The organism is Streptomyces rectiviolaceus (assembly GCF_039533825.1).
GTDB lineage: Bacteria > Actinomycetota > Actinomycetes > Streptomycetales > Streptomycetaceae > Streptomyces > Streptomyces rectiviolaceus.
In genome coordinates this window covers 28447-50790 of the sequence record NZ_BAAAUG010000038.1, presented here as the reverse complement: position 1 = coordinate 50790, position 22344 = coordinate 28447, and the positions used below count along the sequence as shown (strand labels likewise).

The following is a 22344-nucleotide window of genomic DNA, read 5'->3' as shown; positions in this document are numbered from 1 at the left end:
CGCGCGGAGCGCGGGGTAGGCGACCACCGGGCCGGAGGTGGCACGCTGCCTCTGCGGGGCGCAGTGCTCCTACAGGCACCCTGCGCTGCGGGGTAATCGGGTGGGTGGGCGGGAGAGATCCCGCGCGGAGCGCGGGGTAGACGGCCACCGGGCCGCAGGTGGCACAGTGCCCCTACAGGCGCCCTGCGCTGCGGGGTGATCGGGTGGGTGGGTGGGAAGATCCGCGCGGAGCGCGGGTGTGTCTCCTTCGCCGCGCAGCGGTTGGACGCGCGCCGGAGGCGTAGGCGTGGCCCCGTAGGGGAGGTGAGACCCGGCCAGTCGGGGGGCTGGCGCCCATCGGGGGGACGTCAGGACGCGATACCGTTCGCCCCGCGAACCAAGCGAGGGAGACGACACCGTGAGCAAGACCGTGCGGCCGGCGGCCGAGGGTACTGACCCGTTCGGCACGGCACGGCTCCGCCGGGGCGTCCTCGACGCCTGGGCGGCGAGTCCGGCCAGGTTCCGCGAGGACGCCAACGCCGAGGAGGACCTCGCCCTCGGCGGGTACCGGGACCGCCTGGTCGTCGAACTCGCCCAGAACGCCGCCGACGCGGCGGCCCGCGCAGGCGCCCCGGGGCGGCTCGCCCTCACCCTCCGGGACGGAGTCCTCGCCGCCGCCAACAAGGGCGCCCCCCTCGACGCCACCGGGGTCGAATCCCTCTCCACCCTCCGCGCCTCCGCCAAGCGGGAGGAGCAGAACAACGGCGCCGTCGGCCGGTTCGGCGTCGGCTTCGCCGCCGTGCTCGCCGTCTCGGACGAGCCCGCCCTCGTCGGCCGTACCGGCGGCGTCCGCTGGTCCCTGGGCGAGGCCCGCGAACTCGCCGCCGACACCGCCCGGTTCAGCCCCGGGCTCGGGGACGAGATCAGGCGCCGCGACGGGCACGTACCCCTGCTGCGGCTGCCCTTCGCCGCCGAAGGGACCGCCCCGGACGGGTACGACACCGTCGTCATCCTGCCGCTGCGCGACGCCGCCGCCGAGGACCTCGTCGCACGGCTGCTCGACGGGATCGATGACGCTCTCCTCCTCGCCCTTCCCGGCCTCGAAGAAGTCGTCGTCCAGGTCGGGGACCAGACGCCCCGCACCCTGCGCCGCACCGCTGAACCCGGATCCGGGCACGTCGATGTGTCCGACACCCGCGACGGCACCACCCGCTGGCGGACTGTCAGCAAGCAAGGCCCCCTGGAGCAGGACCTCCTCGCCGACCGGCCCGTCGAGGAGCGGCTGCGGCCCCACTGGTCCGTCACCTGGGCCGTACCCACCGACCGTGAGGGCGCCCCGCAGCCGCCCCGCAGCGCCCCCGTCCTGCACGCGCCGACCCCGAGTGACGAGCCGCTCGGGGTGCCTGCCCTGCTCATCGCCTCGTTCCCTCTCGACACGACCCGGCGGCACGCGGCGCCCGGACCCCTCACCGACTTCCTCGTGCAGCGCGCGGCCGACGCGTACGCCGAACTCCTCGCCGACTGGCGGCCCGTCGGGGAAGGCATCATCAGCCTCGTCCCCGGCCCGCTCGGCAAGAGCGAACTGGACGGCGCGCTGCGCCAGGCCATCCTCGACCGGCTGCCCCGCACCGCATTCCTGCCGCCCGCGGTGGAGGCCGTCCCCCAAGAGGACCCCGACGTACCCGACGTACCCGAGTGGGAGGTCCCCGTCGCGCTGCGGCCGCGTGACGCGGAGGTCGTGGAGGGCGCGGGCGCCGAGACCGTACGCGTGCTCGCGGACGTGCTGCCGAGCCTGCTTCCCGCCGGACTTGAGCGGCGCGCCGAGCTGCGCACCCTCGGCGTCGCCCGCGTCCCGCTGACCGAGGCGATCGACCGGCTTGCCGGGCTCGAGCGGGAGCCTGGCTGGTGGCGGCGGCTTTACGACACCCTCGCCGGTGTCGACCCCGACCGCCTCACCGGGCTTCCTGTCCCGCTCGCCGACGGGCGCACCACCATCGGGCCTCGCCAGGTCCTCCTGCCCGTCATCGGCGACGACAGCGACCCCGCCGCCCTCGTCCGCCTCGGCCTGAAGGTCGCGCACCCCGATGCCGTGCATCCCCTCCTGGAGAAGCTCGGCGCCCTGCCCGCCACGCCCCGCGCCGTCCTGACGACCCCGCAGGTCCGCGCCGCCGTCGCCGCGTCGCTCGACGACGACACGTGGGACGAGGACGCGCCGGACGCCGAGGAGCTGGCGGACATCGTGCTCTCGCTCGTGCGCGACGCGAACCTCGCGCCCGGCGACGAGCCCTGGCTCGGCGCGCTCGCGCTCCCCGACGACGAGGACGGCGATCTCGCTCCCGCCGGTGAACTCGTCTTTCCCGGCAGCGCCTTCGCCCAGGTCATGCGCGAGGACGAACTCGCCACGGTGGACGCCGAGCTCGCTGAGCGCTGGGGCGAGCAGCCCCTCGCGGCGTGCGGTGTGCTCGCCACGTTCGCGCTGGTCCGCGCCACGGACGTCGTACTCGACCCTGACGAACTGGAGCCGCGCGACGGCGACTTCGCCGAGCCCGACGACGCCGGTCTGCTCGACGCGGTCGACGTGTGGTGCGAGGACGTGCTCGACCGGATCCCGGAGACGCCCGTGCCGCCGGTCGCCACCGAGATCATCGCCGTACGGGATCTGGATCTGGTCGACGAGGACTGCTGGCCGCAGGCCCTGGCGATGCTCTCGCGCCCGCCGCTGCGGGACGCGCTGACGCAGCCGCTGCGGATCCTGCTCCCGGACGGCACGACGGAGACCGTCCGTTCGTACACGGCCTGGTGGCTGCGCGGGAATCCGGTGCTCGGCGGTCGGCGCCCCGCCGGTCTTCGGGCATCGGGCGGCGACCCGCTGCTCGAAGGGCTCTACGACGCCGCCGACGCGTCCGGTTTCGACGACGAGCAGGTGCTCCGCGCGCTCGGCGTCCGCACGTCGGTCGCCGCCCTCCTGGAGGAGCCCGGCGGCGCCGCCGAGCTGCTCGACCGGCTCGCGGACCCGGAGAGGACCGTTTCGGCGGCCCAACTGCACGCGCTGTACGGCGCCCTGGCCGATCTGGACCCGGAGCAGGTGACGCTGCCGGACGATGTGCGGGCGGTCGTGGACGGCGAGGTCGTGGTGGTCGACGTGGCGGACGCGGTCGTCGCCGACGCCCCGGACCTGCTGCCGCTTGCCGGGGGTATGGCGCTGCTGCCCGTGCAGCCCCGCAAGGCGGCGGACCTGGCCGAGCTGTTCCAGGTGCGCAGGCTGAGCGAGACGGCGGCCGTGGAGCCCGCGGGGGAGGGTGAAGAGCATCCGGTGCCGGAGTCGGTCCGTACGCTGCTCGGTCCGGCCACCCCGGAGACGTACATCGAGCACGAGGAACTGATCGCCGGCGGCGTCGAGCTTGACTGGCGCCGGACGCCGGACGGCACCATCCACGCCGCCACGCTGGAGGGCGTCGCCGCCGGTCTCGCCTGGGCGGCGGGCCAGTGGCCGCGCCGCTTCGAGGTCGCGGCGCTGCTGGAAGATCCCTCCCGGACGGATGAGCTGGAGCGGGACCGCTGGTTCGACTGAGGGCACTTGAAGGCAACCGGATGGACCGGCTTCGCTCGACCGACGCCGACCGCGAGGACCAGCGCGACCAGTCGCTGACCACGGCCTCGCGGGTGTTCGTCGCCCTGATGCGCCACGACACGAGCGCCCGCGCACTGCTTCTGGCCATACCGGACGTCTTCCCTTGGGCGCGGCACCTGGCGGAGCCGGAGATCCGGGAGGACCTCGACCGCAACGCCGCCGAGGTCATCGCCGGCTGGCGTGCCACGGCCCGCATCAAGGCAGACCCGGCCGAGTACCGCACGCACCCCAAGGACACCGAAAGCCGTTGACCCAGGGGCCCTACGCCGGAAAGCGGCGGCCCACCCAGCGGAAGATGACCTCGATGACCAGTGAGGCCGCCGCCGCGATCGCGACCGCCGCCCACGGCATCGTCGTGCCCACCAGCTTCAGTTGGAAGAAGTCCTGAAGCCACGGCACGGTGAGCACCAGCAGGAAGCCGAGACCCATCGTGCCGATCAGGCCGAGCCGCCACCACGTGTAGGGGCGGGCGATGATCGCGAGCACCCACATGGCGATCAGGAACAGCGCCAGCGTGGCCGCGCTGGTCTCGGCTTCCCGCGCGCCCGCCCCTTCGTAGTGGTGGCGCGCCAGGAGGTACGTACAGAAGGTGGCGACGCCCGCGACGACACCGCCCGGGATCGCGTACCGCATGACCCTTCGTACGAAGTGGGGCTTGGCCCGCTCCTTGTTGGGCGCGAGGGCGAGGAAGAACGCCGGGACGCCGATCGTCAGCGTCGAGAGCAGAGTGAGGTGGCGGGGCAGGAACAGGTACTCCACCTGTGAGCAGACCACCAACAGCGCGATGACGACCGAGTAGACGGTCTTCACCAGGAACAGCGTCGCCACCCGCGTGATGTTGCCGATGACCCGGCGGCCCTCCGCGACCACCGAGGGCAGCGTCGCGAAGCTGTTGTTCAGGAGCACGATCTGGGCGACCGCCCGCGTCGCCTCCGAGCCCGAGCCCATCGAGACGCCGATGTCGGCGTCCTTCAGGGCGAGGACGTCGTTCACGCCGTCGCCCGTCATCGCGACTGTGTGGCCGCGTGACTGGAGGGCGCCCACCATGTCGCGCTTCTGCTGGGGGGTGACGCGGCCGAAGACGGAGTTGGCGTCCAGCTCCTCGGCCATCTCGCCCTGTTCGGTGGGCAGGCGGCGGGCGTCCACCGTGTTCTCCGCGCCCGGCAGGCCCAGCTTCCCCGCGACCGCGCTCACCGAGACCGCGTTGTCACCGGAGATGACCTTGGCGCTGACGTCCTGCTCCTCGAAGTACCGCAGGGTGTCGGCAGCGTCAGGGCGCAGCCGCTGCTCCAGGACGACCAGGGCGGTGGCGCGGGCCCCCGCGGCGACGTCCGGGTCGTCCAGTTCACCGGCGGCGCGGGCGAGGAGCAGCACGCGCAGGCCCTGCTGGTTGAGGTCCTCGATCTCGGCGAGGGACGGGTCACCGTCGGGCAGCAGCACATCGGGGGCGCCGAGCAGCCACGTCGAGTCGTTGCCGTCGCCCTCGCTGAAGGAGGCGCCGCTGTACTTACGGGCCGAGGAGAAGGGCAGCGACTCGGTGCAGCGCCACTCCTCGCTGTCGGGGTAGGAGTCGATGATCGCCTGGAGCGACGCGTTCGGCCGCGGGTCGGACTCGCCGAGGGCGCCCAGGACCCTGCGTACGTACGCCTCTTCCGTGCCGTTCAGCGGACGCAGCTCGGTGACGTCCATGCCGCCCTCGGTGAGGGTGCCCGTCTTGTCGAGGCAGACCGTGTCGACGCGGGCCAGGCCCTCGATCGCGGGGAGCTCCTGGACGAGGCACTGCTGGCGGCCGAGGCGGATCACGCCGATCGCGAAGGCGACCGAGGTGAGGAGCACGAGCCCCTCGGGGATCATGGGGACGATCCCGCCCACGGTGTAGGCGATGGACTCCTTGAAGTTGTCGTCCTTGACGACGAGCTGGCTGATGATGAGGCCGATCGAGGTCGGGACCATCAGCCACGTCACGTACTTGAGGATCGTGGAGATACCGGTGCGCAGCTCGGAGTGGACGAGCGTGAAGCGGCTCGCCTCCTCGGCGAGCTGAGCCGCGTACGCCTCGCGGCCGACCTTCGTCGCGGTGAACGCGCCGCCGCCCGCGACCACGAACGAGCCCGACATCATCCTGTCGCCGGGCTTCTTGATGACCGGGTCGGCCTCACCGGTCAGGAGCGACTCGTCGACCTCCAGGCTGTCGGTCTCGACCGCCTCGCCGTCCACGACGATCTTGTCGCCGGGGCCCAGCTCCACGAGGTCGCCCAGGACGATCTCGGAGGTGGAGATCTGGGCGGCCATGCCGCCGCGCCGCACGGTGGGCTTGGCCTCGCCGATGACCGCGAGTCCGTCCAGGGTCTTCTTGGCGCGCAGCTCCTGGATGATGCCGATGCCCGTGTTGGCGATGATGACGAAGCCGAAGAGGGAGTCCTGGATCGGCGCGACGAAGAGCATGATCACCCAGAGCACGCCGATGATCGCGTTGAAGCGGGTGAAGACATTCGCCCGGACGATCTCGGTGGTCGAGCGCGAACTGCGGATGGGTACGTCGTTGACCTCGCCGCGTGCGACCCGCTCTGCGACCTCGGCGGGGCTGAGACCCGTCGCGCGTCCGGTGGGTGGTGCCACCGGGTGGACCGGGTCGAGTTCGGCGCCCGCGTCGATATGCGTCATGCCCTCGACGGTACGGGCGGGATGGGGGGTTCACCCCTCGAGTGCCCCAAAGATCCGACCACAGTAGGACGTGGACACACCCGTGGTTGTACGGGTGGCTCCCCGGGCGCGGCTACTCCGCCGTGGCAGCCGTCGCCGCCTTGCGCTCCGCGTCCCGCTTGATCGCCGCGTCACGGCCCCGCACGTACCAGATACCGATCAGGCCGAGGCCCGCTCCGGCCAGGCAGGTCCACACCCACCAGGTGGCGTCGCGGTCGTCGAACCAGCCGTAGAACGGCAGCTGCACCAGGAAGAGGACGAACCAGAGGATCGTGCCGCCCGTGATGGTGGCGACGACGGGGCCCTCCAGGGGCTCCGGCGCGTCGTGCTTGGGTGTCCACTTCTCCATGGCCACAGCTTATGCCTGGCCCCTGAGCCTTGAGCCGGAGCCCTCACGCGGGCCTGCGTTTCCCTTGCGCCCCAAGGGTCTACGCGCGGAGATAGCGATTTCTCCCTCATGTATTCATACTGAAACGGCTCATTAATGGCCGATTGCTTTCGTACGAATCTACGAGTTCGTTCGAGTTCGGCGCATCTCCCTCATCACAGGTCATCGAGGTCCCCCATGTCCCCCTCGGCCACCGCTCCGGTCGACGCCAAACCGCCGCATCCGAATGCCCCGCAGGGGGGCCTCGACCGGTACTTCAAGATCACGGAGCGTGGCTCGACCCTGGTCAGGGAAGTCCGCGGCGGCTTCGCCACCTTCTTCGCGATGGCCTACATCATCGTGCTGAACCCGATCATCCTGGGCAGCGCGAAGGACATGTACGGACACCAGCTCGACAACGGCCAGCTGGTGACCGCGACCGCCCTGGTCGCCGCCTTCACCACGCTGCTCATGGGCGTCATCGGCAACGTCCCGATCGCGCTCGCCGCGGGCCTGGGCGTGAACACCGTGGTCGCCCTCCAGCTCGCGCCGCGCATGTCGTGGCCCGACGCGATGGGCATGGTCGTCCTCGCGGGCTTCGTCGTGATGCTGCTCGTGGCGACCGGCCTGCGGGAGCGCGTGATGAACGCCGTGCCGCTCGGCCTGCGCAAGGGCATCGCGATCGGCATCGGCCTCTTCATCATGCTGATCGGCCTCGTCGACTCCGGCTTCGTCTCGCGCATCCCGGACGCCGCGCACACCACGGTGCCGCTGCAGCTGGGCGGCGACGGGCACCTCAACGGCTGGCCCGTCCTCGTCTTCGTGCTCGGCGCGCTGCTCACCCTCGCGCTCCTCGTGCGCAAGGTGCCCGGCGCGATCCTCATCAGCATCGTCGTCATGACGATCGCCGCGATGATCATCAACGCGGTCGCGACCGTGCCCTCCTGGGGCCTGACGACGCCCGAGTGGCCCGGCAACCCGGTCGCGACACCGGACTTCGGCCTCGTCGGTCAGGTCAGCCTGTTCGGCGGCTTCGACAAGGTCGGCCTGCTCACCGGCGTCCTCTTCGTCTTCACCGTGCTCCTGTCCTGCTTCTTCGACGCCATGGGCACGATCATGGGCATCGGCGACGAGGCCAAGCTGACCGACGCCAACGGCAACATGCCGGGCATGAACAAGGTCCTCTTCGTCGACGGCATCGCCGTCGCCGCCGGTGGCGCCTCGTCCTCCTCGGCCACCACCTGCTTCGTGGAGTCCACGGCGGGCGTCGGCGAAGGCGCCCGTACGGGCTTCGCCAACATCGTCACCGGTGGTCTGTTCACCGTGGCGCTGTTCCTCACGCCCATCGCGACGATGGTCCCGTCCCAGGCGGCCACGCCCGCGCTGCTCGCGGTCGGCTTCCTGATCCTGTCCGGTTCGATCGGTCAGATCGACTGGGCCGACTTCACCATCGCGATCCCGGCGTTCCTGACGATGCTGATGATGCCGTTCACGTACTCGATCACGAACGGCATCGGCATCGGCTTCATCAGCTTCACCGTGCTGCGCCTCGCCTCGGGCCGCGGCCGTGAGGTGCCGGTCGCGATGTACATCGTGTCGGCCGTCTTCGCCTTCTACTACCTGATGCCGGCGCTAGGCCTCACGTAAGCCTCGGTGGGGGCGGCCGTCAGGCCGCCCCGTAGAACTTCTCTGTCTCCTCGACGGCGCTCTGGAAGCGTTCGTCGAAGTCGTTGCGGATGAGCGTCCCGGTCACATAGTCCTGGACGCTCATTCCTCTTTTGGCGGCGTGCTGCTTGAGCCGGTCGAGCAGCTCACCGTCTATCCGCAGGCTGAGCACTGTCGATCCCATGCGTGACAGCGTCGCTGCCGCCCCGCGGGCCGTGTCTCACTTTCCGAAGTCACCTCACTCATATGGGTGACGAAAGGGTTCTGTGGCCCTTGATGCGGGAATCGAGTGGTCTTTAGCTAGAGTAATGAGTTACTCTAACGAACATGCCGGACCTCTCCCATGGTGACGACGCCGCCGCCGTGAACTCCCTGCGCTCCGCCGTGATGCGCCTGTCCCGTCGACTCAAGCACCAGCGGGTCGACGAATCGCTGAGCCCCACCGAAATGTCGGTGCTCGGCACCCTCGCCCGCTGCGGCCACGCCACCCCCGGTGAGCTGGCCCGCAAGGAACACGTGCAGCCGCCGTCGATGACACGCATCGTCGCACTGCTCGAAGCCAAGGGTCTCGTCCGGCTCGAGCCGCATCCCGAGGACCGCCGCCAGAAGGTGGTGACCCAGACGGAGACGGCCGAGGCCATGCTCGAGGAGAGCCGCCGCAAGCGGAACGCCTGGCTGGCCGGTCTGGCCGAGCACCTCGACGAGGACGAGTGGGCGCGACTGCGCGCCGCCGCCCCCGTCCTGGAGAAGCTCGCCCATCTGTAGACATGCATACACATCGATAGACATCTGTAGACAGCGCATGCGGCAGACTCCGGCCCGCCGTGTGCCGAACGACGCCAAGGAGGCGAACCCACTTTGAGTACGGGATCCGGAGCAGACTCCGCCCCCGCACCAACCGCCCTCGACAGCACCCCAGCCGCCAAGTCGTCGATGTTCAGCTCGCTGAAGATCCGCAACTACCGGCTCTTCGCCTCCGTCGCCGTTGTCTCCAACACCGGTACGTGGATGGCCCGCATCACCCAGGACTGGCTGGTCCTGAGCCTCACAGGCTCCTCGGCCGCGGTCGGCATCACCACCGCGATGCAGTTCCTGCCCATGCTCCTGTTCGGCCTGTACGGCGGAGTCATCGCCGACCGCTTCGCCAAGCGAAAGCTGCTCTTCTGCACCCAGGGCGCGATGAGCATCAGCGGCCTGTTCCTGGCCGCGCTCACGCTGAGCGGCAACGTCCAGGTCTGGCACGTCTACCTCGCGGCCTTCTTCACGGGCCTCGTCACGGTCGTGGACAACCCGACCCGGCAGTCCTTCGTGTCCGAGATGGTGGGACCCGACCAGGTCCGCAACGCCGTCTCGCTGAACTCGGCGAACTTCCAGTCCGCCCGCCTCATCGGCCCCGCCGTGGCGAGCGGTCTCACCGCGGCCGTCGGCCCCGGCTGGGCGTTCCTCGCGAACGGCCTGTCCTTCCTCGCGCCGCTCACCGGCCTGATGCTGATGCGTACGCGCGAGCTGCACCCGACCCCGCGCAAGCCACGCGGCAAGGGGCAGCTGAAGGAAGGCCTGAACTACGTCTCCAAGCACCCCGAGCTGATCTGGCCGATCGTCCTCGTCGGCTTCGTCGGCACCTTCGGGTTCAACTTCCCGATCTGGCTGAGCGCCTTCGCGGACGACATCTTCCACGGCGGCGTGGGGATGTACGGGCTGTTCAACACCCTGATGGCGATCGGCTCCCTGGCCGGCGCGCTCCTTGCGGCCCGTCGCGGGACCTCACGCCTGCGGCTGCTCGCCGGGGCCGCGATCGCCTTCGGCGTGCTGCAGATCGTGGCCGCGTTCGCGCCCGAGCTGTGGATGTTCGTGGCGCTGATCGTCCCGATCGGCATCCTCGGCCTGACGGTGAACGTCACCGCCAACTCCTCGGTCCAGATGGCCACGGACCCCGAGATGCGGGGCCGCGTCATGTCATTGTTCATGATGGTCTTCACCGGCGGCACGCCCCTGGGCGGCCCGCTCTTCGGCTGGCTCGCGGACGCGTACGGAGTGCGCGTCAGCATGGCCGCCGGCGGCGTCATATGCGCCGTGGCAGCGGTCGGTGTCGGCCTGATGCTGGCCCGCGCCGCGAATCTGCGGCTGAAGGTGGATCTGCGGCGCGGGCAGCAGCACGTGCAGTTCGTGCCGCGGGAGCAGCTGGCGACGGCGGCGTAGGCCGTCTGTCCTCTGTGGCTGAGCCTCTCCGGCTCAGACGCGCCGGGCCAGGATCTGGCCCGGCCAGGTGCCGTCCTGGGCGAGGAAGGCCTCGGTGGGCGTGAAGCCGTTGCGTTCGTAGAACGCGACGAGCTTGCCGTCGTCGCCCGCGTAGCAGTCGACCCGGAGCAGGGAGATTCCCTGTCTCCGGGTTTCTTCTGCCGCGTGCGCGAGGAGGGCGGAGCCGGCGCCTGAGCCGTGCCGGGAGGCCAGCAGGTGGATGAACTGCTCCGGCTCGTCCACCGGAGCGATGTAGTCCCCCGGCCCGTCGGTCAACGTGACCGTGCCGACCGCCTCCCCGTCGATCTCCGCGATCCAGGCGGAGCCGGTGGTGAGGTACTTCTCGACCAGGGCGATGGTCTTCGGGTTGGTCGACCAGGGCTTGTCGCCCCACTGTCCGGTGCGTCCTTGCGATACGAGCCAGGCGACGGCTTCGTCGAAGAGGGCAAGGACGGCGGGGATGTCGTCGGGGCCGGCGGGGCGGATGGTTATGTGATCCATCCGGTCATCCTTCCCCAAGCCATTTCAGCCCGTCCGGCGTTTGAGGACGAACTCGGCGGAGCCGGTGATCAACGGCAACCAAGGCTCCCGCGCCAGAGCGGGTTTTCGGGAAGGGGCGGGGTTGGGGAAAAGAACCGCCGGAGGCGAGACTCAACCCCATGAGACTCTTCGCGGCCGTGCTGCCGCCCCCCGCGGCGGCGGACGAACTGGCATACGCAGTGGACAAGTTGAAGACCCTGCCGGGCGCCGAAGACCTCCGCTGGGCGCCCCGCGAGAGCTGGCACTTCACGCTGGCCTTCATGGCCGAGGTCGAGGATGGCACCGTCCCTGTGCTGTCCGAGCGACTGTCCCGCGCGGCACGGCGCACGGCCCCCTTCCCGCTGGCCTTGCACGGCGGAGGCCACTTCGGCGACCGCGCCCTGTGGACCGGGGCCGCGGGTGACGTGGACACCCTGCGTCTCCTCGCCCGGCGGGCGGACGCCGCGGCCCGCAAGTCCGACATCACCATGGAGGAGCACCGCCACTACCGCCCGCACCTGACGCTGGCCCGCGGCCACGGGGAACCTTCCCTGCGCGCGTACGTCGACGGCCTCGCGGACTTCGAGGGCGGGGAGTGGACCGTGGCCGAGCTGACCCTCGTACGAAGCAATCTGCCCAGGAGCGGGGTGCCGGGGGAGCGGCCCCGCTATGAGGTGGTCGGTCGATGGCCACTGGGCGGAGCCGGTTAACCTCGACTACGTGAACCCGAAAACCAGGAACCAGATCATGGCCGGTGTGCTCGTGCTGATGTTCGTAGTCGTCGCGGTGGCGGCCGCGGTCGGCCAGTGAGGCGTCGGCGATGACCGCGGCCGCGTAGTCCTGCCCGGCGCCGTTGCCGCCTGCTACCAGGCGAAGGACTCCGGCGAAGGACCAGGACCCGGGAAGATCTCGTCCAGGGCGTCGAGCAGCTCGTCCGAGAGTTCCAGCTCGACCGCGCGCAGTGCGCTGGTGAGCTGCTCCGACGTACGCGGACCGACGATCGGGCCTGTGATGCCGGGCCGGGTGAGCAGCCAGGCGAGCGCCACTTCGCCCGGTGCGAGGCCGTGCTTGTCGAGCAGGTCCTCGTACGCCTGGACCTGCGCGCGCACCTCGGGCTTGGCGAGCTCCGAGGCGGCCCGGCCGCTGGTGCGCCGCGAGCCCTCGCCCTCCTTCTTCAGCACGCCGCCGAGCAGTCCGCTGTGCAGCGGCGACCACGGGATGACGCCGAGGCCGTAGTCCTGGGCGGCCGGGATCACCTCCATCTCGGCGCTGCGCTCGGCGAGGTTGTAGAGGCACTGCTCGCTGACGAGGCCGTAGCTGCCGCGCCGCTTGGCGATCTCATTGGCCTGGGCGATCTTGTATCCGGGGAAGTTGCTTGACCCCGCGTAGAGGATCTTGCCCTGCGTGATGAGGGTGTCGATCGCCTGCCAGATCTCCTCGAAGGGAGTGCGGCGGTCGATGTGGTGGAACTGGTAGATGTCGATGTAGTCGGTCTGTAGCCGCTTGAGCGATGCCTCCACGGAGCGGCGGATGTTGACCGCCGAGAGCAGATCGTGGTTGGGCCAGGCCGGCTTCCCGTCGAGCGCCATGTTCCCGTACATCTTGGTGGCGAGCACGGTCTTGTCGCGCCGCTCGCCGCCCTGCGTGAACCAGGTGCCGATGATCTCCTCGGTGCGGCCCTTGTTCTCGTCCCACCCGTAGACATTGGCGGTGTCGAAGTAGTTGATGCCCGCGTCGAGCGCGGCGTCCATGATCGTGTGACTGTCCGGCTCGTTGGTCAGTGGCCCGAAGTTCATGGTCCCGAGCGCGAGTCGGCTGACCTTGAGTCCTGTGCGTCCCAGCTGCGTGTACTTCATGGGTACCTAGCCAACGACTTGGAGTGGGCTCTAGGCAAGGGGAGTCGGGTCAGTCGCGGGGGAACTTGTCGGTCTTGAGAGTGAGGCCGACAGTGGTGTGGGTGAGGTCCACGACGTCGCCGAAGACGAACTTCCGGTCGGTGTCGTATTCGCCGTCTTTTGGGTCGGTGTAGAGCAGGCACCGACCTTGGTACGGGTCGACGATGAGGTAGACGGGAACTCCGGCTTCGGCATACGCGGCCTTCTTCGCGCCGTAGTCGTTCATCCCCGTGCTCCTGGAGATCACTTCGGCCACGAACTCGACGTCCTGGGAACGCCACTGCTGCTTGTCATTCATGACGGCGCCTTCTGCCACCAGTGTCACGTCGCTGGCAAAGCCGTTGAGGTGCCCCGGGTAGTCGATGCGGACGTCGGACTTCAGGCGCTTGCGCGGATACTTGGCGCGCAACTGCTCAATGATGTCTAGGGTGATGTCCCAGTGGGTGTCCCGCTGCGGTGACATAAAGATGTGTCCCCCGACGATCTCGGTCTTGATTCCCTCGGGGACGGGCATCTTCTCAAGCCACTCGAACATCGCGTCCAGAGTGAGCTCAGTGTTGCGGTCGGCCATCTCGATCCTGTCGGTCTCTGCGACGGTCATCGTGGCGCTCCTCCCCGGCCGCCTCTCGGTCGAGTGCAGCCGCGCAGTACAACGATACGCACGGAGGCAAGGTCACGAGCCGCCCAGCCAGCCCGCCGCGTCCAGGCGGAACGCGTCCGGCGGTACGACGGCGCGCAGGTCGTCCTCCATCGCGTGAAGGCGCCCCGCGCCAAGCTGCCTCGCCCACTCCGCGTGCAGCTCGTCGAAGATCGCCGCCGAGCGGCGCAGCGCGTCGATGCCGTGCGGGGTGAGGCGGACCAGCTTGCGGCGGGCGTCGGCCGGGTCGTCGGTGCGTTCCGCGTAGCCGAGGGCGATGAGACGGTCGATGGTCTTGCCCGCGGCCTGCTTGGAGACGCCCAGCCTTCGCCCCACCTCGCTGGCGCTCGCGCCCCGCGCGCCGATCGCCTGCATCGCGAAGCCGTGGGCCGGGCGCGCGTCGGGGTGGCCCTGGCGGGCCAGCTCGGCGTGGAGCCGGTCGATCAGGGTGCGGAACCCGGCGAAGAGGAGCAGCGGCAGCTCGAAGCCGCGCCCGTCGCTGTCCGGCGGCGCGTCCTTCCCCGCCGGATCACCCTTGCGTGAATCGACAACCTGGTTTACTTTATTTTCGTCAACCACGTTGTCCATCGTAGGGGGTACCTCTTGTCCGCCTTGTTCACCGAGCACACCGTGGAAACCGCGCCGGCGGAGTCCCGCGCCGCGATGGAGCGCACGGCCGCCGCTTTCGGGAAGACGCCGAGCGCGGTGGCCCTTCTGGCGGAATCACCCGAACTGCTCAACGGCTTCCTGGAGTTGAGCGCGTCCTTCGAGCGGACGACGCTGGAGCCCGTGGCCCGGGAAGTCGTCATCATGACCGTCGCCGTACGCAACGACTGCCACATCTGCGTGACCATGCACACCGCCAAGCTGCGGAAGCTGGGCGCGGACGCCGAGGTGATCGCGGCGCTCCGTGAGGGGCGGGCACCGGGCGACGAACGGCTGGACGCCATACGGCAGTTCACGCTGGAGGTGCTCGACACCGCGGGTGGCGTCGGGGACGAGGAGCTGAAGGGGTTCCTGGCGGCGGGTTACACGGAGCGCAACGCCCTGGAGGTCGTGATGGGGATCGGTACGTACACGATGTCGACGCTGGCGAACCGCCTGACGCGCGCCACGTGAGTCCTCGGGGGGCGGGGTGACACAGGCGTCCCACAGCGCGCCCTGAGGAAACACACCGGAACCGGGTCTACCGGTACATGACCCGCCGCAGCGCCGCCTCCACCGGCCCTCGTCGCCCCGCCCGCTCCATCGCGTACGCCCCCGCGACCGTCACCAGCCACACCCCCACCGCGAACAGCGCCATGGTCCCGCTCGTCAGATGCTCGCCGAGGCCAAGGCCCCAGGCGGCGAGGACCGGGGCGAAGATCAGGGAGTGGGCGAGGTAGCAGGAGAGGGAGCGCTTGCCGACGGCGGAGATGGCGGTGACGGCTGCGGCGGTCTTCGCTCCCCGGCGGGAATCGCGCCTCGTCCACCAGTGGACGAACAGCGCCACGGCCGCCACGTACCCGAGACCGGCCGCGTTCCCCGTGGCGTCCCGCAGCAGGGTCAGCGCCCCGCCCTCGCTCTGCGCGTCGTCCGGGACGCTGATCGCCCCGACGTGGGCCAGCGCCGCGGGCAGCGCGCCGAGCCACCCCACCGCGACGCCGATCACGGCGGTCCCGCGGAGCAAGGGCAAGTGGCGCCCCGGCTCTTCCAGTACACCCTTGCGCGCGGCCCAGAAGCCGAGCAGGAAGATGACGTACGCGCCGCCCACCAGGGACAGCGGAGCCGCCGCGAAGGTGACGAACAGGCCGCTCATGAAGCGGGTGCCGGCCGCCGTCAGCCAGCTCCCCTCGCCCGCCGCGTACGCGTCCGCCCCTGGATCCGCGCCCGCGTCGCCCAGCGTGCCCAACTCGCCCGCAAGCGCGGCGGATACGACGGGCTCGGCGGCAAGCAGCACGAACTGAGCGGTGGCGATCCAGATCCACCACTTCAGCGCACGGTCGCCGCGCCGCAGGAAAAGCCAGCCCAGGGCGAGGCTGAGGAGGCCGTAGAAGCCGACGATGTCCCCGGCCATCAGCAGTGTGGCGTGCAGAAGGCCGATGACGATCAGGCAGAGACTGCGCCTGCGCAACAGCCGCACGGCCTCGCGCTCCGGGGTCCCCGCGGCCGTCTGCCGCAGGAAGAGCCGCATCATCCCGTACCCGAAGAGGAACGCGAAGAGCGGATAGATGCGCAGGTCAAGGACGGTGATCATGGTGAACTGCACGGCGTGATCGGCCCAACCGCCGTCCACCGGCTGCCACCCGGAGGGCCCGTGCCGGGCCGCCGTCAGGTGGAACGCGGTGTTGGACAGCACGATGAACAGCAGCATGAGCCCGCGCGCGAGATCGGGCGCGAGGGCCCGCTCGCCGGGCAGCACGCCTGCGCGGCGGGGCGCGTTCCGTGTGGCCGTCCGGGTCCGGGGTGTGGCCTCGTCAGTGCTCTCGACCGTCATGCCCGAACGCTAGGAAGACGGCCATGGGGCGCACATCCGCCTTCCGGCCTTCGACGGCTGCCGAAGGTATATGGGCTGTGCGGGGGACACGCGACCTTAGGAGGGGCAGGGGCTCACGGTGCCTCCGGGCAGGGGGTGTTGGGGAGTTGTTGGCGGGGTGGGCGAGGATGCGGTCATGACCATGAAGAAGATCGCTCGCTCTGTGGGCGTGCTCGCCGCCGGCGTGGGGCTCGTCGCGCTCAGCAATCCGGCCCATGCCGCGGGGGACGTCTACAAGGGCACCGGATGGCGGATCCTGAACGGCAGGGGGATCGAGTCGCTCAGCCCCGATCCGTATGTCATCCACATCGTCAAGCCCAGCACGTCCGCCACCAAGCTATCCGCCGCGAAGAACAAGGCCGCGGAGGCCCAGCTGCGGGCACAGTTGAAGAAGACCGCCGCGCAGCTGACCTCCATCACGGGGACCAAGTTCACGCTGGCCAGCGGCTATCACAAGGAGCAGAAGGACTGCTCCACGGCCGAACGTCACGTCATCACCGTGGGGTTGAAGTACCGGCCCTTCACCCCCGGCAACAAGCCGGGCTACTCCCAGGCGCACCCCTGCTCGGCCACTGCCAACCAGAGCGCGTGGGGCGGCTGGATATGGGTCGACAGTGAGTACTGGATCCCGGGCGACTGGGCGGCGTCCCCGGCCCGCGTCTCGAACATGATGAGCCACGAGATCGGGCACTCGATCGGACTCGACCACGCCAACGTGGACGGCCCGGACGCCAACCACACCGCCGACCCCTACGAGTGCGTCTCCAACAGCAGCAAGGACCTGCCGCTCATGTGCTCCCCCAACGGCGGCCATGGCAGGGCCAAGGGCGGCAGCGAAACCCGCGTCAAGAAGTACGCCGGGCAGTACACGAAGTGGGACATCGCCGGGCTCAAGGCCCTGAAGGCCAACTTCAGCCGGTAGCCGAAAGCTCGTTCAGGGGCGGGGTCGGGATCGGGGACAGGGACGGGTTCGGGGACAGGGACAGGGGCGCCGCCTCGTACGGCGCCCCCACCCCCCACGCCTGGTGCATCGCGTCCGCGAACGCCGCCGCCAGCTTGTGCTCGCCGCTCGCGTTCGGGTGTGTCCCGTCATAGGTGTCTACGTCGATGTCGTACGACGGCGGCGTCGAGGCCAGGAGCAACGGGGACGCGCCCGTGTCCAGGTCCGCCACCGCCTTCGCGAGGAGCACGTTGAAGCGCGCGACCTCCGCCGCGAACGGGGCGTCCGTCCTGGCCCGGACGTTCGGGATCACGGGGAGCAGGACAAGGCGGACGCGGGGGTTCGCCGAGCGGGCCTGAGCCACGAAGCGGCGCATGTTCTGCGCCGTCTGTTCCGCGTTCGTGTAGAAGCCCAGGTCGATCAGGCCGAGGGAGATCAGCAGCACGTCGGGGCGGTCCTGCCGCACCGCGTCCGCGATCTGCGGTGCCATGTGCAGCCAGCCCTCGCCCCAGCCCGCGAAGTGGTGGCGCGGGAAGTCCGGGTCCGCGCAGGCGTACGCGTACGAGACCGGTTCACCGGAGGCCTTGTCGTGCAGCGTCCGGCGCGGGCCCACCATGGCGAAGCCGTCGTCGCCGAGCGAGCCGCGCAAGTGCCGCCACATGCGGTAGCGCCAGGTGTGTTCCCCCGCGCTGCCGATCGTCATCGAGTCACCGACGAACATGAACCTGAGCATCCGCTCATCATCCCGGATCAAGGCCCCGGCCTGCGATGTGAGGCTGAACACCCGCCGAAGGTCCGCCCCCCGGCGGCGGGGTGGCAGTCTTGGCCCATGCGTTCACTGCGTTCTTTGACGGGTGCCACGGGTGCCGTCGGTGCCGGGTGCCTGGTCCTGCTGAGTGCCGCGGGCCCGGCCGCCGCCGACGACAGCCACGACGGGTTCACCATCAAGGACCCCCGCATCATCGAGTCCAGCGGTCTCGCCGCCTCCCGCGCCCACCCGGGCGTCTACTGGACGCACAACGACCAGGACAAGAACGGTGCGCTGCTCTACGCGGTGGACGGCAGGACGGGCAAGACCGTCGCCACGGTCACCATGACCGGCGTCGGGACGCCCCGCGACGTGGAGGCCGTCTCCGTCGGCAGCGACGGCAACATCTACGTCGGCGACATCGGCGACAACCTCGGCGGCACCTGGTCCCACGTATGGATCTACAAGCTGCCCGAGCCGAAGAAGCTGGGCGACCAGACCGTCCGCGCCACCCAGTACACGGTGAAGTACGAGGACGGGGCGCGCGACGCCGAGGCGCTGATGGTGCATCCCAAGACCGGGCGGATCTACATCGCCGACAAGAAGGAGGAGGGCGGCGGCCTGTACGAAGGGCCCGAGCAGATGTCCGCCTCCGGGGTCAATGTCTTCAAGCGTCTCGGCGACACCGGGCTCTGGACCACGGACGGTGCCTTCTCGCCCGACGGGAAGCAGCTCGCGCTGCGGGGCTATCTCGGTGGGGTCTCGTACACCTGGAAGGGAGACGGCGAGAAGCCCGAGCGCGAGGGGCGCCTGAGCGTCCCGCTGCAGCGGCAGGGCGAGTCCGTGACGTACACGACGGACGGGACGACCCTCATGTACGGCACCGAGGGCGAGCAGGGCGACGTCGAGCCCGTCGAGGTCGCGGGCGCGGGCGGCGGCCACAACTCGCCCTCCAGCGGCGGGAGTTCGGGTGAGGCGGGGAACGGCGGGGGCTCCGGGGTCGACGGTGAACTCAAGGTGGGCGCGCTGGCCCTCGCCGTCGTGCTCGCCGCCTTCCTCGGTCTGAAGCGGATGCTCCGGCGGAGGTAGCAGGACCGCGGGCGGGGGCTGTCCGGGCTGCTGCTGTCCGGGCTACTCGCCAAGCACCCGCACCTCGTAATGCAGCGTCTTGTCCCGCTTCACCTTGTGCGTGAGCGGGACGAACACCCCGTGCAGCACCGGGTGCTTGCGGCGCATCAGTTTCGCCGCGTGCTTGTTCTCCTCGCCGCCCTGGTCGAGGAGCCGCACCCGCGCCTTGACCGTGGGCCCGGTCGGAGCGCCGCGCAGTGTCGACGGGGCGAGTTCGATCTCGGGGTTGCGGCGCATGCGCTTGGCCTTCCAGGCCTTGGCGTAGGTGCGCACGTACGCGTGGTCGCCCTCGACGACGATGTTGACGGGGGTGCCCACGCCCGTGCCGTCCTTCTTGTGGCTCGTGAGCAGGACGGTGTACTGCTTCACGAACGGGGCGAGGACGGCGCTCGCTCCGGGGTCCGCGGGGCTCGCAGGTGTCGGCGTCATGCCTCCATCAAGGCACTGATCGCCCGCTTTGTCATGCCTTCCGGGTGTCCGGGTTTTCCGCCTCGCGCCCGGCCACCAGGACGTCCAGGCCGTCCAGCAGGCGCTGCAGGCCGAACTCGAAATGGTCGAAGTCGCGGCCGAACGCGTCGTCGGAGAGACCGGCGAGGTGGGGGTAGCGGCCACTGTTCATGATCCGCTCCAGGGTCGGGTACTGCGCCTCCCAGAACGCCTCGTCCGACAGGCCGCTCTTCTTCGTCGCCTCCACCTCGTGCAGCTGGGTGCGGGCGACCCCGGTGACGTACCCCTCGACCATGACGATCACGCCGATCAGCTCGGGGTCGGTCAGGCCCATGGACTCGATCCCGGACAGGGTCCGCTCCAGGCCGCCTACCGAGCCGGGGCCGAGCACGGGGCGGGCCTGGTTGACCTGGAGCAGCCAGGGGTGCTCGCGGTGCAGGACGAGGGTCTCGCGGGCGTACGCCTCCACGGCCTCGCGCCAGCCGCCGGGCGGGGGTTGGCTCTCTCCGGACACCGTGTTCACGCGGTCCAGCATCAGGTCGAGCAGCTCGCCCTTGCCGGGGACGTAGCGGTACAGGGACATCGTGCCCGTGCCGAGCTCCGTGGACAGGCGGCGCATCGAGACCGCCGAGAGCCCTTCGGCGTCCGCGAGGCGCACCGCCTCGGTGACGATCCGGTCCAGGGTGAGTCCGGGCTTGGGGCCCCGCGTGGGGCGTTCGCCCTCGCCCCAGAGCAGTTCCAGGCTGCGGGTGATGTCGCTGCCGGTGCGCTGGGTGTCGCCGCCGTTCGTGCTCGTCATGGCGCTCAGCCTAATCGCCGTATTCGGTAATTGGGTACGGCGTACCCGAAAAATTGGGTACGGTGTACTCTCAATTGGGTACGCCGTACTCAAATGTTGGATGCCGGATGCTGGAGGGGCAGTGAGCGAGATCGAATACGCGGTGCGGGCCGATGGGCTCGACAAGCGATACGGCGAGAAGAAGGCCCTGGACGCCTTCGATCTGCACGTGGAGCGCGGCACGGTGCACGGACTGCTCGGCCCGAACGGCGCGGGCAAGACCACCGCGGTGCGCATCCTCTCGACGCTGGTGCGCCTCGACGGCGGCCGGGCGGAGGTGGCGGGCGCCGATGTCGTCCGCAGCCCCGATGTCGTACGCGGCCGCATCGGACTCACCGGCCAGTACGCGGCGGTCGACGAGGTCCTCACCGGGCGGCAGAACCTGGAGATGTTCGGCCGCCTCTTCCACCTGGGCGGCAAGCGGGCCGCGCTGCGCGCCCAGGAACTCCTCGAGCAGTTCGACCTGGTGGAAGCGGCCGGCAAGGGCGCGGGCCAGTACAGCGGCGGCATGCGGCGCAGGCTCGACCTCGCCGCGTCGATGATCCTCGCGCCCGCCGTCCTCTTCCTGGACGAGCCGACCACCGGGCTCGACCCGCGCAGCCGCCTCGAAGTCTGGGACACCGTACGGAAGTTGGTCGCGGACGGCACGACCGTCCTGCTCACCACCCAGTATCTGGAGGAGGCCGACAAGCTGGCCTCCCGGATCACCGTCATCGACCAGGGCCGCGCCATCGCCGACGACACCCCGGACGGCCTGAAGAACACGGTGGGCGGCAGCTACCTGGAGGTCGTGGTGCGCGAGGCCGCCGATCTGCCGGCGGCCATGAAGGCCGTCTCCCGTGTCGCGGAGGGCGTGCCCGAGGCCATCGACCTGGAGCGGCGCGTCCAGGCGGCCGTGACCGACCGGGTCGGCGCGCTGACGGACGTGGCGCGGACCCTGCAGGACCAAGGGGTCGTGGTGGAGGACATCGCGCTGCGCAGGCCGAGCCTCGACGACGTGTTCCTGCGGCTGACGGGACACCGGACGGAGTGCGAGGCGGACGCGGCCGGGCGATCGGCCGCCGACAACGACGAGAAGACCATCGACGGAAAGACCACCGACGGAAAGACCACCGACGGAAAGACGATCGACGGAAAGACGGGAGTGGCGGCATGAGCGCCGTACTGACCGCGGATGCCACGGACACACAGCCTCCGCGCGGACGCCTCTACTGGGCGCTCGCCGACACCTGGAACGTCACCCGCCGCTACCTCACCCACTTCCAGCGCCAGCCCGCCAACATCGCCTGGCAGCTGGGCTTCCCGATCATCTCCGTGCTCCTGTACGGATTCGTCTTCGGCGAGGCGATGAAGGTGCCAGGCGGGGGCGAGGACGGCGACTACAAGCAGTTCCTGATGCCCGGCATGTTCGTGATGACCATGGCCTTCGGCTTCATGAACACCGCGATGGCGGTGGTCACGGACTCCACCAAGGGCGTCATCGACCGCTTCCGTTCGATGCCGATGGCCCCTTCGGCGGTGGCGGCCGGGCGCGGACTCGCCGACCTCATCGTGGCCTGCGCCGAACTGACGATCCTCGCGCTCACCGCGCTCGCCATCGGCTGGCGGTCGAGCGCGGGGCTCCTTGAGACCCTGGCCGCCTTCGGGCTGCTGCTGTTCCTGCGGTTCAGCCTGATCTGGGTGGGCGTGTTCCTGGGCCTCGTGGTGCCGACACCGGAGGCGGCGGGCGGGCTCTACGCGGTCGCCTTCCCGCTGACCATGATCTCCAGCGTCTTCGTCGCGCCGTCCCTGATGCCGGACTGGCTGGCGCCGATCGCCGCATGGAACCCGGTGTCCTCCACGGGCACGGCGGCACGCGAACTGTTCGGCAACCCCGGGGCGGGCGGGGCGAGCTGGGTCGAGCAGAACGCCGTGCTGATGGCCGTGGTCTGGCCGGTGGCGATCTCGCTGCTGTTCCTGCCGCTTGCGGTACGGAAGTTCAAGCAGCTGAGCCGCTGAGGGGCTGAGGGGTGCGCCCCGAAGGGGCGCGGGGCTGTATACATGTGCGGCTCCGCCGCGTGGGCGCGACCAGCCACGACGCACCTGAGCTTTGTC

22 protein-coding genes are annotated in these 22344 nt (G+C 70.1%); 11 read left to right on the top strand and 11 right to left on the bottom strand.

Features of this window, described 5'->3' with window-relative positions:
- The first annotated feature begins 397 nt into the window (after positions 1 to 397).
- A complete protein-coding gene (locus ABD378_RS12760; protein ID WP_344520790.1) occupies positions 398 to 3550 on the top strand; it encodes a sacsin N-terminal ATP-binding-like domain-containing protein in 3153 nt (1050 codons plus the stop codon).
- Between the two features lie 20 nt (positions 3551 to 3570).
- On the top strand, positions 3571 to 3861 hold the full coding sequence (locus ABD378_RS12755; RefSeq protein WP_344520789.1) for a hypothetical protein: 291 nt from the start codon (positions 3571 to 3573) through the stop codon (positions 3859 to 3861).
- 10 nt (positions 3862 to 3871) lie between these two features.
- Here the strand turns inward: ABD378_RS12755 and ABD378_RS12750 are convergent, their stop codons facing one another.
- The gene (locus tag ABD378_RS12750; RefSeq protein ID WP_344520788.1) at positions 3872 to 6274 is read right to left on the bottom strand and encodes an HAD-IC family P-type ATPase; all 2403 of its coding nucleotides are present in this window, start codon (positions 6272 to 6274) and stop codon (positions 3872 to 3874) included.
- 112 nt (positions 6275 to 6386) lie between these two features.
- On the bottom strand, positions 6387 to 6662 hold the full coding sequence (locus ABD378_RS12745) for a DUF2530 domain-containing protein (RefSeq protein ID WP_344520787.1): 276 nt from the start codon (positions 6660 to 6662) through the stop codon (positions 6387 to 6389).
- 216 nt (positions 6663 to 6878) lie between these two features.
- On the opposite strand from ABD378_RS12745, the gene ABD378_RS12740 reads away from it, so the two are divergent.
- A complete protein-coding gene (locus ABD378_RS12740) occupies positions 6879 to 8327 on the top strand; it encodes an NCS2 family permease (RefSeq protein WP_344520786.1) in 1449 nt (482 codons plus the stop codon).
- 19 nt (positions 8328 to 8346) lie between these two features.
- Here the strand turns inward: ABD378_RS12740 and ABD378_RS12735 are convergent, their stop codons facing one another.
- Positions 8347 to 8529, bottom strand: coding sequence for a ribbon-helix-helix protein, CopG family (locus ABD378_RS12735; RefSeq protein ID WP_344520785.1), 183 nt, complete (start codon positions 8527 to 8529; stop codon positions 8347 to 8349).
- Positions 8530 to 8672: 143 nt separating this feature from the next.
- On the opposite strand from ABD378_RS12735, the gene ABD378_RS12730 reads away from it, so the two are divergent.
- Positions 8673 to 9110 carry a MarR family winged helix-turn-helix transcriptional regulator gene (locus ABD378_RS12730; protein ID WP_249589249.1) on the top strand — a complete coding sequence of 146 codons (438 nt, stop codon included), beginning with the start codon at positions 8673 to 8675 and terminating at the stop codon, positions 9108 to 9110.
- Positions 9111 to 9203: 93 nt separating this feature from the next.
- Complete coding sequence (locus ABD378_RS12725; RefSeq protein ID WP_344520784.1) at positions 9204 to 10544, top strand: MFS transporter; 1341 nt, start codon at positions 9204 to 9206, stop codon at positions 10542 to 10544.
- 33 nt (positions 10545 to 10577) lie between these two features.
- On the opposite strand, the gene ABD378_RS12720 is transcribed toward ABD378_RS12725, so the two are convergent.
- A complete protein-coding gene (locus tag ABD378_RS12720; RefSeq protein WP_344520783.1) occupies positions 10578 to 11084 on the bottom strand; it encodes a GNAT family N-acetyltransferase in 507 nt (168 codons plus the stop codon).
- A gap of 158 nt (positions 11085 to 11242) precedes the next feature.
- Here ABD378_RS12720 and thpR point away from each other — a divergent pair, with 158 nt between their 5' ends.
- Positions 11243 to 11812, top strand: coding sequence for an RNA 2',3'-cyclic phosphodiesterase (gene thpR / locus ABD378_RS12715; protein WP_344520782.1), 570 nt, complete (start codon positions 11243 to 11245; stop codon positions 11810 to 11812).
- 153 nt (positions 11813 to 11965) lie between these two features.
- Here thpR and ABD378_RS12710 read toward each other — a convergent pair whose 3' ends face one another.
- The 3 genes from ABD378_RS12710 to ABD378_RS12700 all read right to left on the bottom strand — a co-directional run bounded on the left by ABD378_RS12710 (position 11966) and on the right by ABD378_RS12700 (position 14222).
- Entirely contained in the window at positions 11966 to 12958 is a 993-nt protein-coding gene (locus tag ABD378_RS12710) for an aldo/keto reductase (RefSeq protein WP_344520781.1), read from the bottom strand.
- Positions 12959 to 13007: 49 nt separating this feature from the next.
- Positions 13008 to 13598, bottom strand: a complete 591-nt coding sequence (locus tag ABD378_RS12705; protein WP_344520780.1) for a Uma2 family endonuclease — start codon at positions 13596 to 13598, stop codon at positions 13008 to 13010.
- Positions 13599 to 13670: 72 nt separating this feature from the next.
- A complete protein-coding gene (locus ABD378_RS12700; RefSeq protein WP_344520779.1) occupies positions 13671 to 14222 on the bottom strand; it encodes a MarR family winged helix-turn-helix transcriptional regulator in 552 nt (183 codons plus the stop codon).
- A 24-nt stretch (positions 14223 to 14246) separates the two neighbouring features.
- Here ABD378_RS12700 and ABD378_RS12695 point away from each other — a divergent pair, with 24 nt between their 5' ends.
- Positions 14247 to 14753 (top strand): carboxymuconolactone decarboxylase family protein, encoded by a 507-nt coding sequence (locus tag ABD378_RS12695; RefSeq protein WP_344520864.1) that lies wholly within the window; start codon positions 14247 to 14249, stop codon positions 14751 to 14753.
- A gap of 67 nt (positions 14754 to 14820) precedes the next feature.
- Here ABD378_RS12695 and ABD378_RS12690 read toward each other — a convergent pair whose 3' ends face one another.
- Positions 14821 to 16110 carry a DUF418 domain-containing protein gene (locus tag ABD378_RS12690; RefSeq protein ID WP_344520777.1) on the bottom strand — a complete coding sequence of 430 codons (1290 nt, stop codon included), beginning with the start codon at positions 16108 to 16110 and terminating at the stop codon, positions 14821 to 14823.
- A gap of 175 nt (positions 16111 to 16285) precedes the next feature.
- Here ABD378_RS12690 and ABD378_RS12685 point away from each other — a divergent pair, with 175 nt between their 5' ends.
- Positions 16286 to 17071, top strand: coding sequence for a zinc metalloprotease (locus ABD378_RS12685; RefSeq protein WP_344520775.1), 786 nt, complete (start codon positions 16286 to 16288; stop codon positions 17069 to 17071).
- On the opposite strand, the gene ABD378_RS12680 is transcribed toward ABD378_RS12685, so the two are convergent.
- A complete protein-coding gene (locus ABD378_RS12680) occupies positions 17061 to 17822 on the bottom strand; it encodes an SGNH/GDSL hydrolase family protein (protein ID WP_344520774.1) in 762 nt (253 codons plus the stop codon). The genes ABD378_RS12685 and ABD378_RS12680 overlap by 11 nt on opposite strands.
- Before the next feature lie 96 nt (positions 17823 to 17918).
- On the opposite strand from ABD378_RS12680, the gene ABD378_RS12675 reads away from it, so the two are divergent.
- Positions 17919 to 18926 carry a TolB-like translocation protein gene (locus ABD378_RS12675; protein WP_344520773.1) on the top strand — a complete coding sequence of 336 codons (1008 nt, stop codon included), beginning with the start codon at positions 17919 to 17921 and terminating at the stop codon, positions 18924 to 18926.
- A 42-nt stretch (positions 18927 to 18968) separates the two neighbouring features.
- Here ABD378_RS12675 and ABD378_RS12670 read toward each other — a convergent pair whose 3' ends face one another.
- Positions 18969 to 19394 (bottom strand): PPOX class F420-dependent oxidoreductase, encoded by a 426-nt coding sequence (locus ABD378_RS12670; protein WP_344520772.1) that lies wholly within the window; start codon positions 19392 to 19394, stop codon positions 18969 to 18971.
- Positions 19395 to 19425: 31 nt separating this feature from the next.
- Entirely contained in the window at positions 19426 to 20211 is a 786-nt protein-coding gene (locus ABD378_RS12665; protein ID WP_344520771.1) for a TetR/AcrR family transcriptional regulator, read from the bottom strand.
- 100 nt (positions 20212 to 20311) lie between these two features.
- Between ABD378_RS12665 and ABD378_RS12660 the strand changes: the two genes are divergently transcribed.
- Both ABD378_RS12660 and ABD378_RS12655 read left to right on the top strand, forming a co-directional pair.
- Positions 20312 to 21406, top strand: a complete 1095-nt coding sequence (locus ABD378_RS12660; protein ID WP_344520770.1) for an ATP-binding cassette domain-containing protein — start codon at positions 20312 to 20314, stop codon at positions 21404 to 21406.
- Positions 21403 to 22248, top strand: a complete 846-nt coding sequence (locus ABD378_RS12655; protein ID WP_344520769.1) for an ABC transporter permease — start codon at positions 21403 to 21405, stop codon at positions 22246 to 22248. Before ABD378_RS12660 ends, ABD378_RS12655 begins: the two co-directional genes overlap by 4 nt.
- Positions 22249 to 22344: the final 96 nt, after the last annotated feature.

Excerpts from the sequence above, each read along its gene's own strand:
- ABD378_RS12755 (WP_344520789.1), top strand. The coding sequence starts at position 3,571 with ATGGACCGGCTTCGCTCGACCGACGCCGACCGCGAGGACCAGCGCGAC.
- ABD378_RS12750 (WP_344520788.1), bottom strand. The coding sequence starts at position 6,274 with ATGACGCATATCGACGCGGGCGCCGAACTCGACCCGGTCCACCCGGTG.
- ABD378_RS12745 (WP_344520787.1), bottom strand. The coding sequence starts at position 6,662 with ATGGAGAAGTGGACACCCAAGCACGACGCGCCGGAGCCCCTGGAGGGC.
- ABD378_RS12740 (WP_344520786.1), top strand. The coding sequence starts at position 6,879 with ATGTCCCCCTCGGCCACCGCTCCGGTCGACGCCAAACCGCCGCATCCG.
- ABD378_RS12735 (WP_344520785.1), bottom strand. The coding sequence starts at position 8,529 with ATGGGATCGACAGTGCTCAGCCTGCGGATAGACGGTGAGCTGCTCGAC.
- ABD378_RS12730 (WP_249589249.1), top strand. The coding sequence starts at position 8,673 with ATGCCGGACCTCTCCCATGGTGACGACGCCGCCGCCGTGAACTCCCTG.
- ABD378_RS12720 (WP_344520783.1), bottom strand. The coding sequence starts at position 11,084 with ATGGATCACATAACCATCCGCCCCGCCGGCCCCGACGACATCCCCGCC.
- thpR (WP_344520782.1), top strand. The coding sequence starts at position 11,243 with ATGAGACTCTTCGCGGCCGTGCTGCCGCCCCCCGCGGCGGCGGACGAA.
- ABD378_RS12710 (WP_344520781.1), bottom strand. The coding sequence starts at position 12,958 with ATGAAGTACACGCAGCTGGGACGCACAGGACTCAAGGTCAGCCGACTC.
- ABD378_RS12705 (WP_344520780.1), bottom strand. The coding sequence starts at position 13,598 with ATGACCGTCGCAGAGACCGACAGGATCGAGATGGCCGACCGCAACACT.
- ABD378_RS12700 (WP_344520779.1), bottom strand. The coding sequence starts at position 14,222 with ATGGACAACGTGGTTGACGAAAATAAAGTAAACCAGGTTGTCGATTCA.
- ABD378_RS12690 (WP_344520777.1), bottom strand. The coding sequence starts at position 16,110 with ATGACGGTCGAGAGCACTGACGAGGCCACACCCCGGACCCGGACGGCC.
- ABD378_RS12685 (WP_344520775.1), top strand. The coding sequence starts at position 16,286 with ATGACCATGAAGAAGATCGCTCGCTCTGTGGGCGTGCTCGCCGCCGGC.
- ABD378_RS12680 (WP_344520774.1), bottom strand. The coding sequence starts at position 17,822 with ATGCTCAGGTTCATGTTCGTCGGTGACTCGATGACGATCGGCAGCGCG.
- ABD378_RS12675 (WP_344520773.1), top strand. The coding sequence starts at position 17,919 with ATGCGTTCACTGCGTTCTTTGACGGGTGCCACGGGTGCCGTCGGTGCC.
- ABD378_RS12670 (WP_344520772.1), bottom strand. The coding sequence starts at position 19,394 with ATGACGCCGACACCTGCGAGCCCCGCGGACCCCGGAGCGAGCGCCGTC.
- ABD378_RS12665 (WP_344520771.1), bottom strand. The coding sequence starts at position 20,211 with ATGACGAGCACGAACGGCGGCGACACCCAGCGCACCGGCAGCGACATC.
- ABD378_RS12660 (WP_344520770.1), top strand. The coding sequence starts at position 20,312 with ATGCCGGATGCTGGAGGGGCAGTGAGCGAGATCGAATACGCGGTGCGG.
- ABD378_RS12655 (WP_344520769.1), top strand. The coding sequence starts at position 21,403 with ATGAGCGCCGTACTGACCGCGGATGCCACGGACACACAGCCTCCGCGC.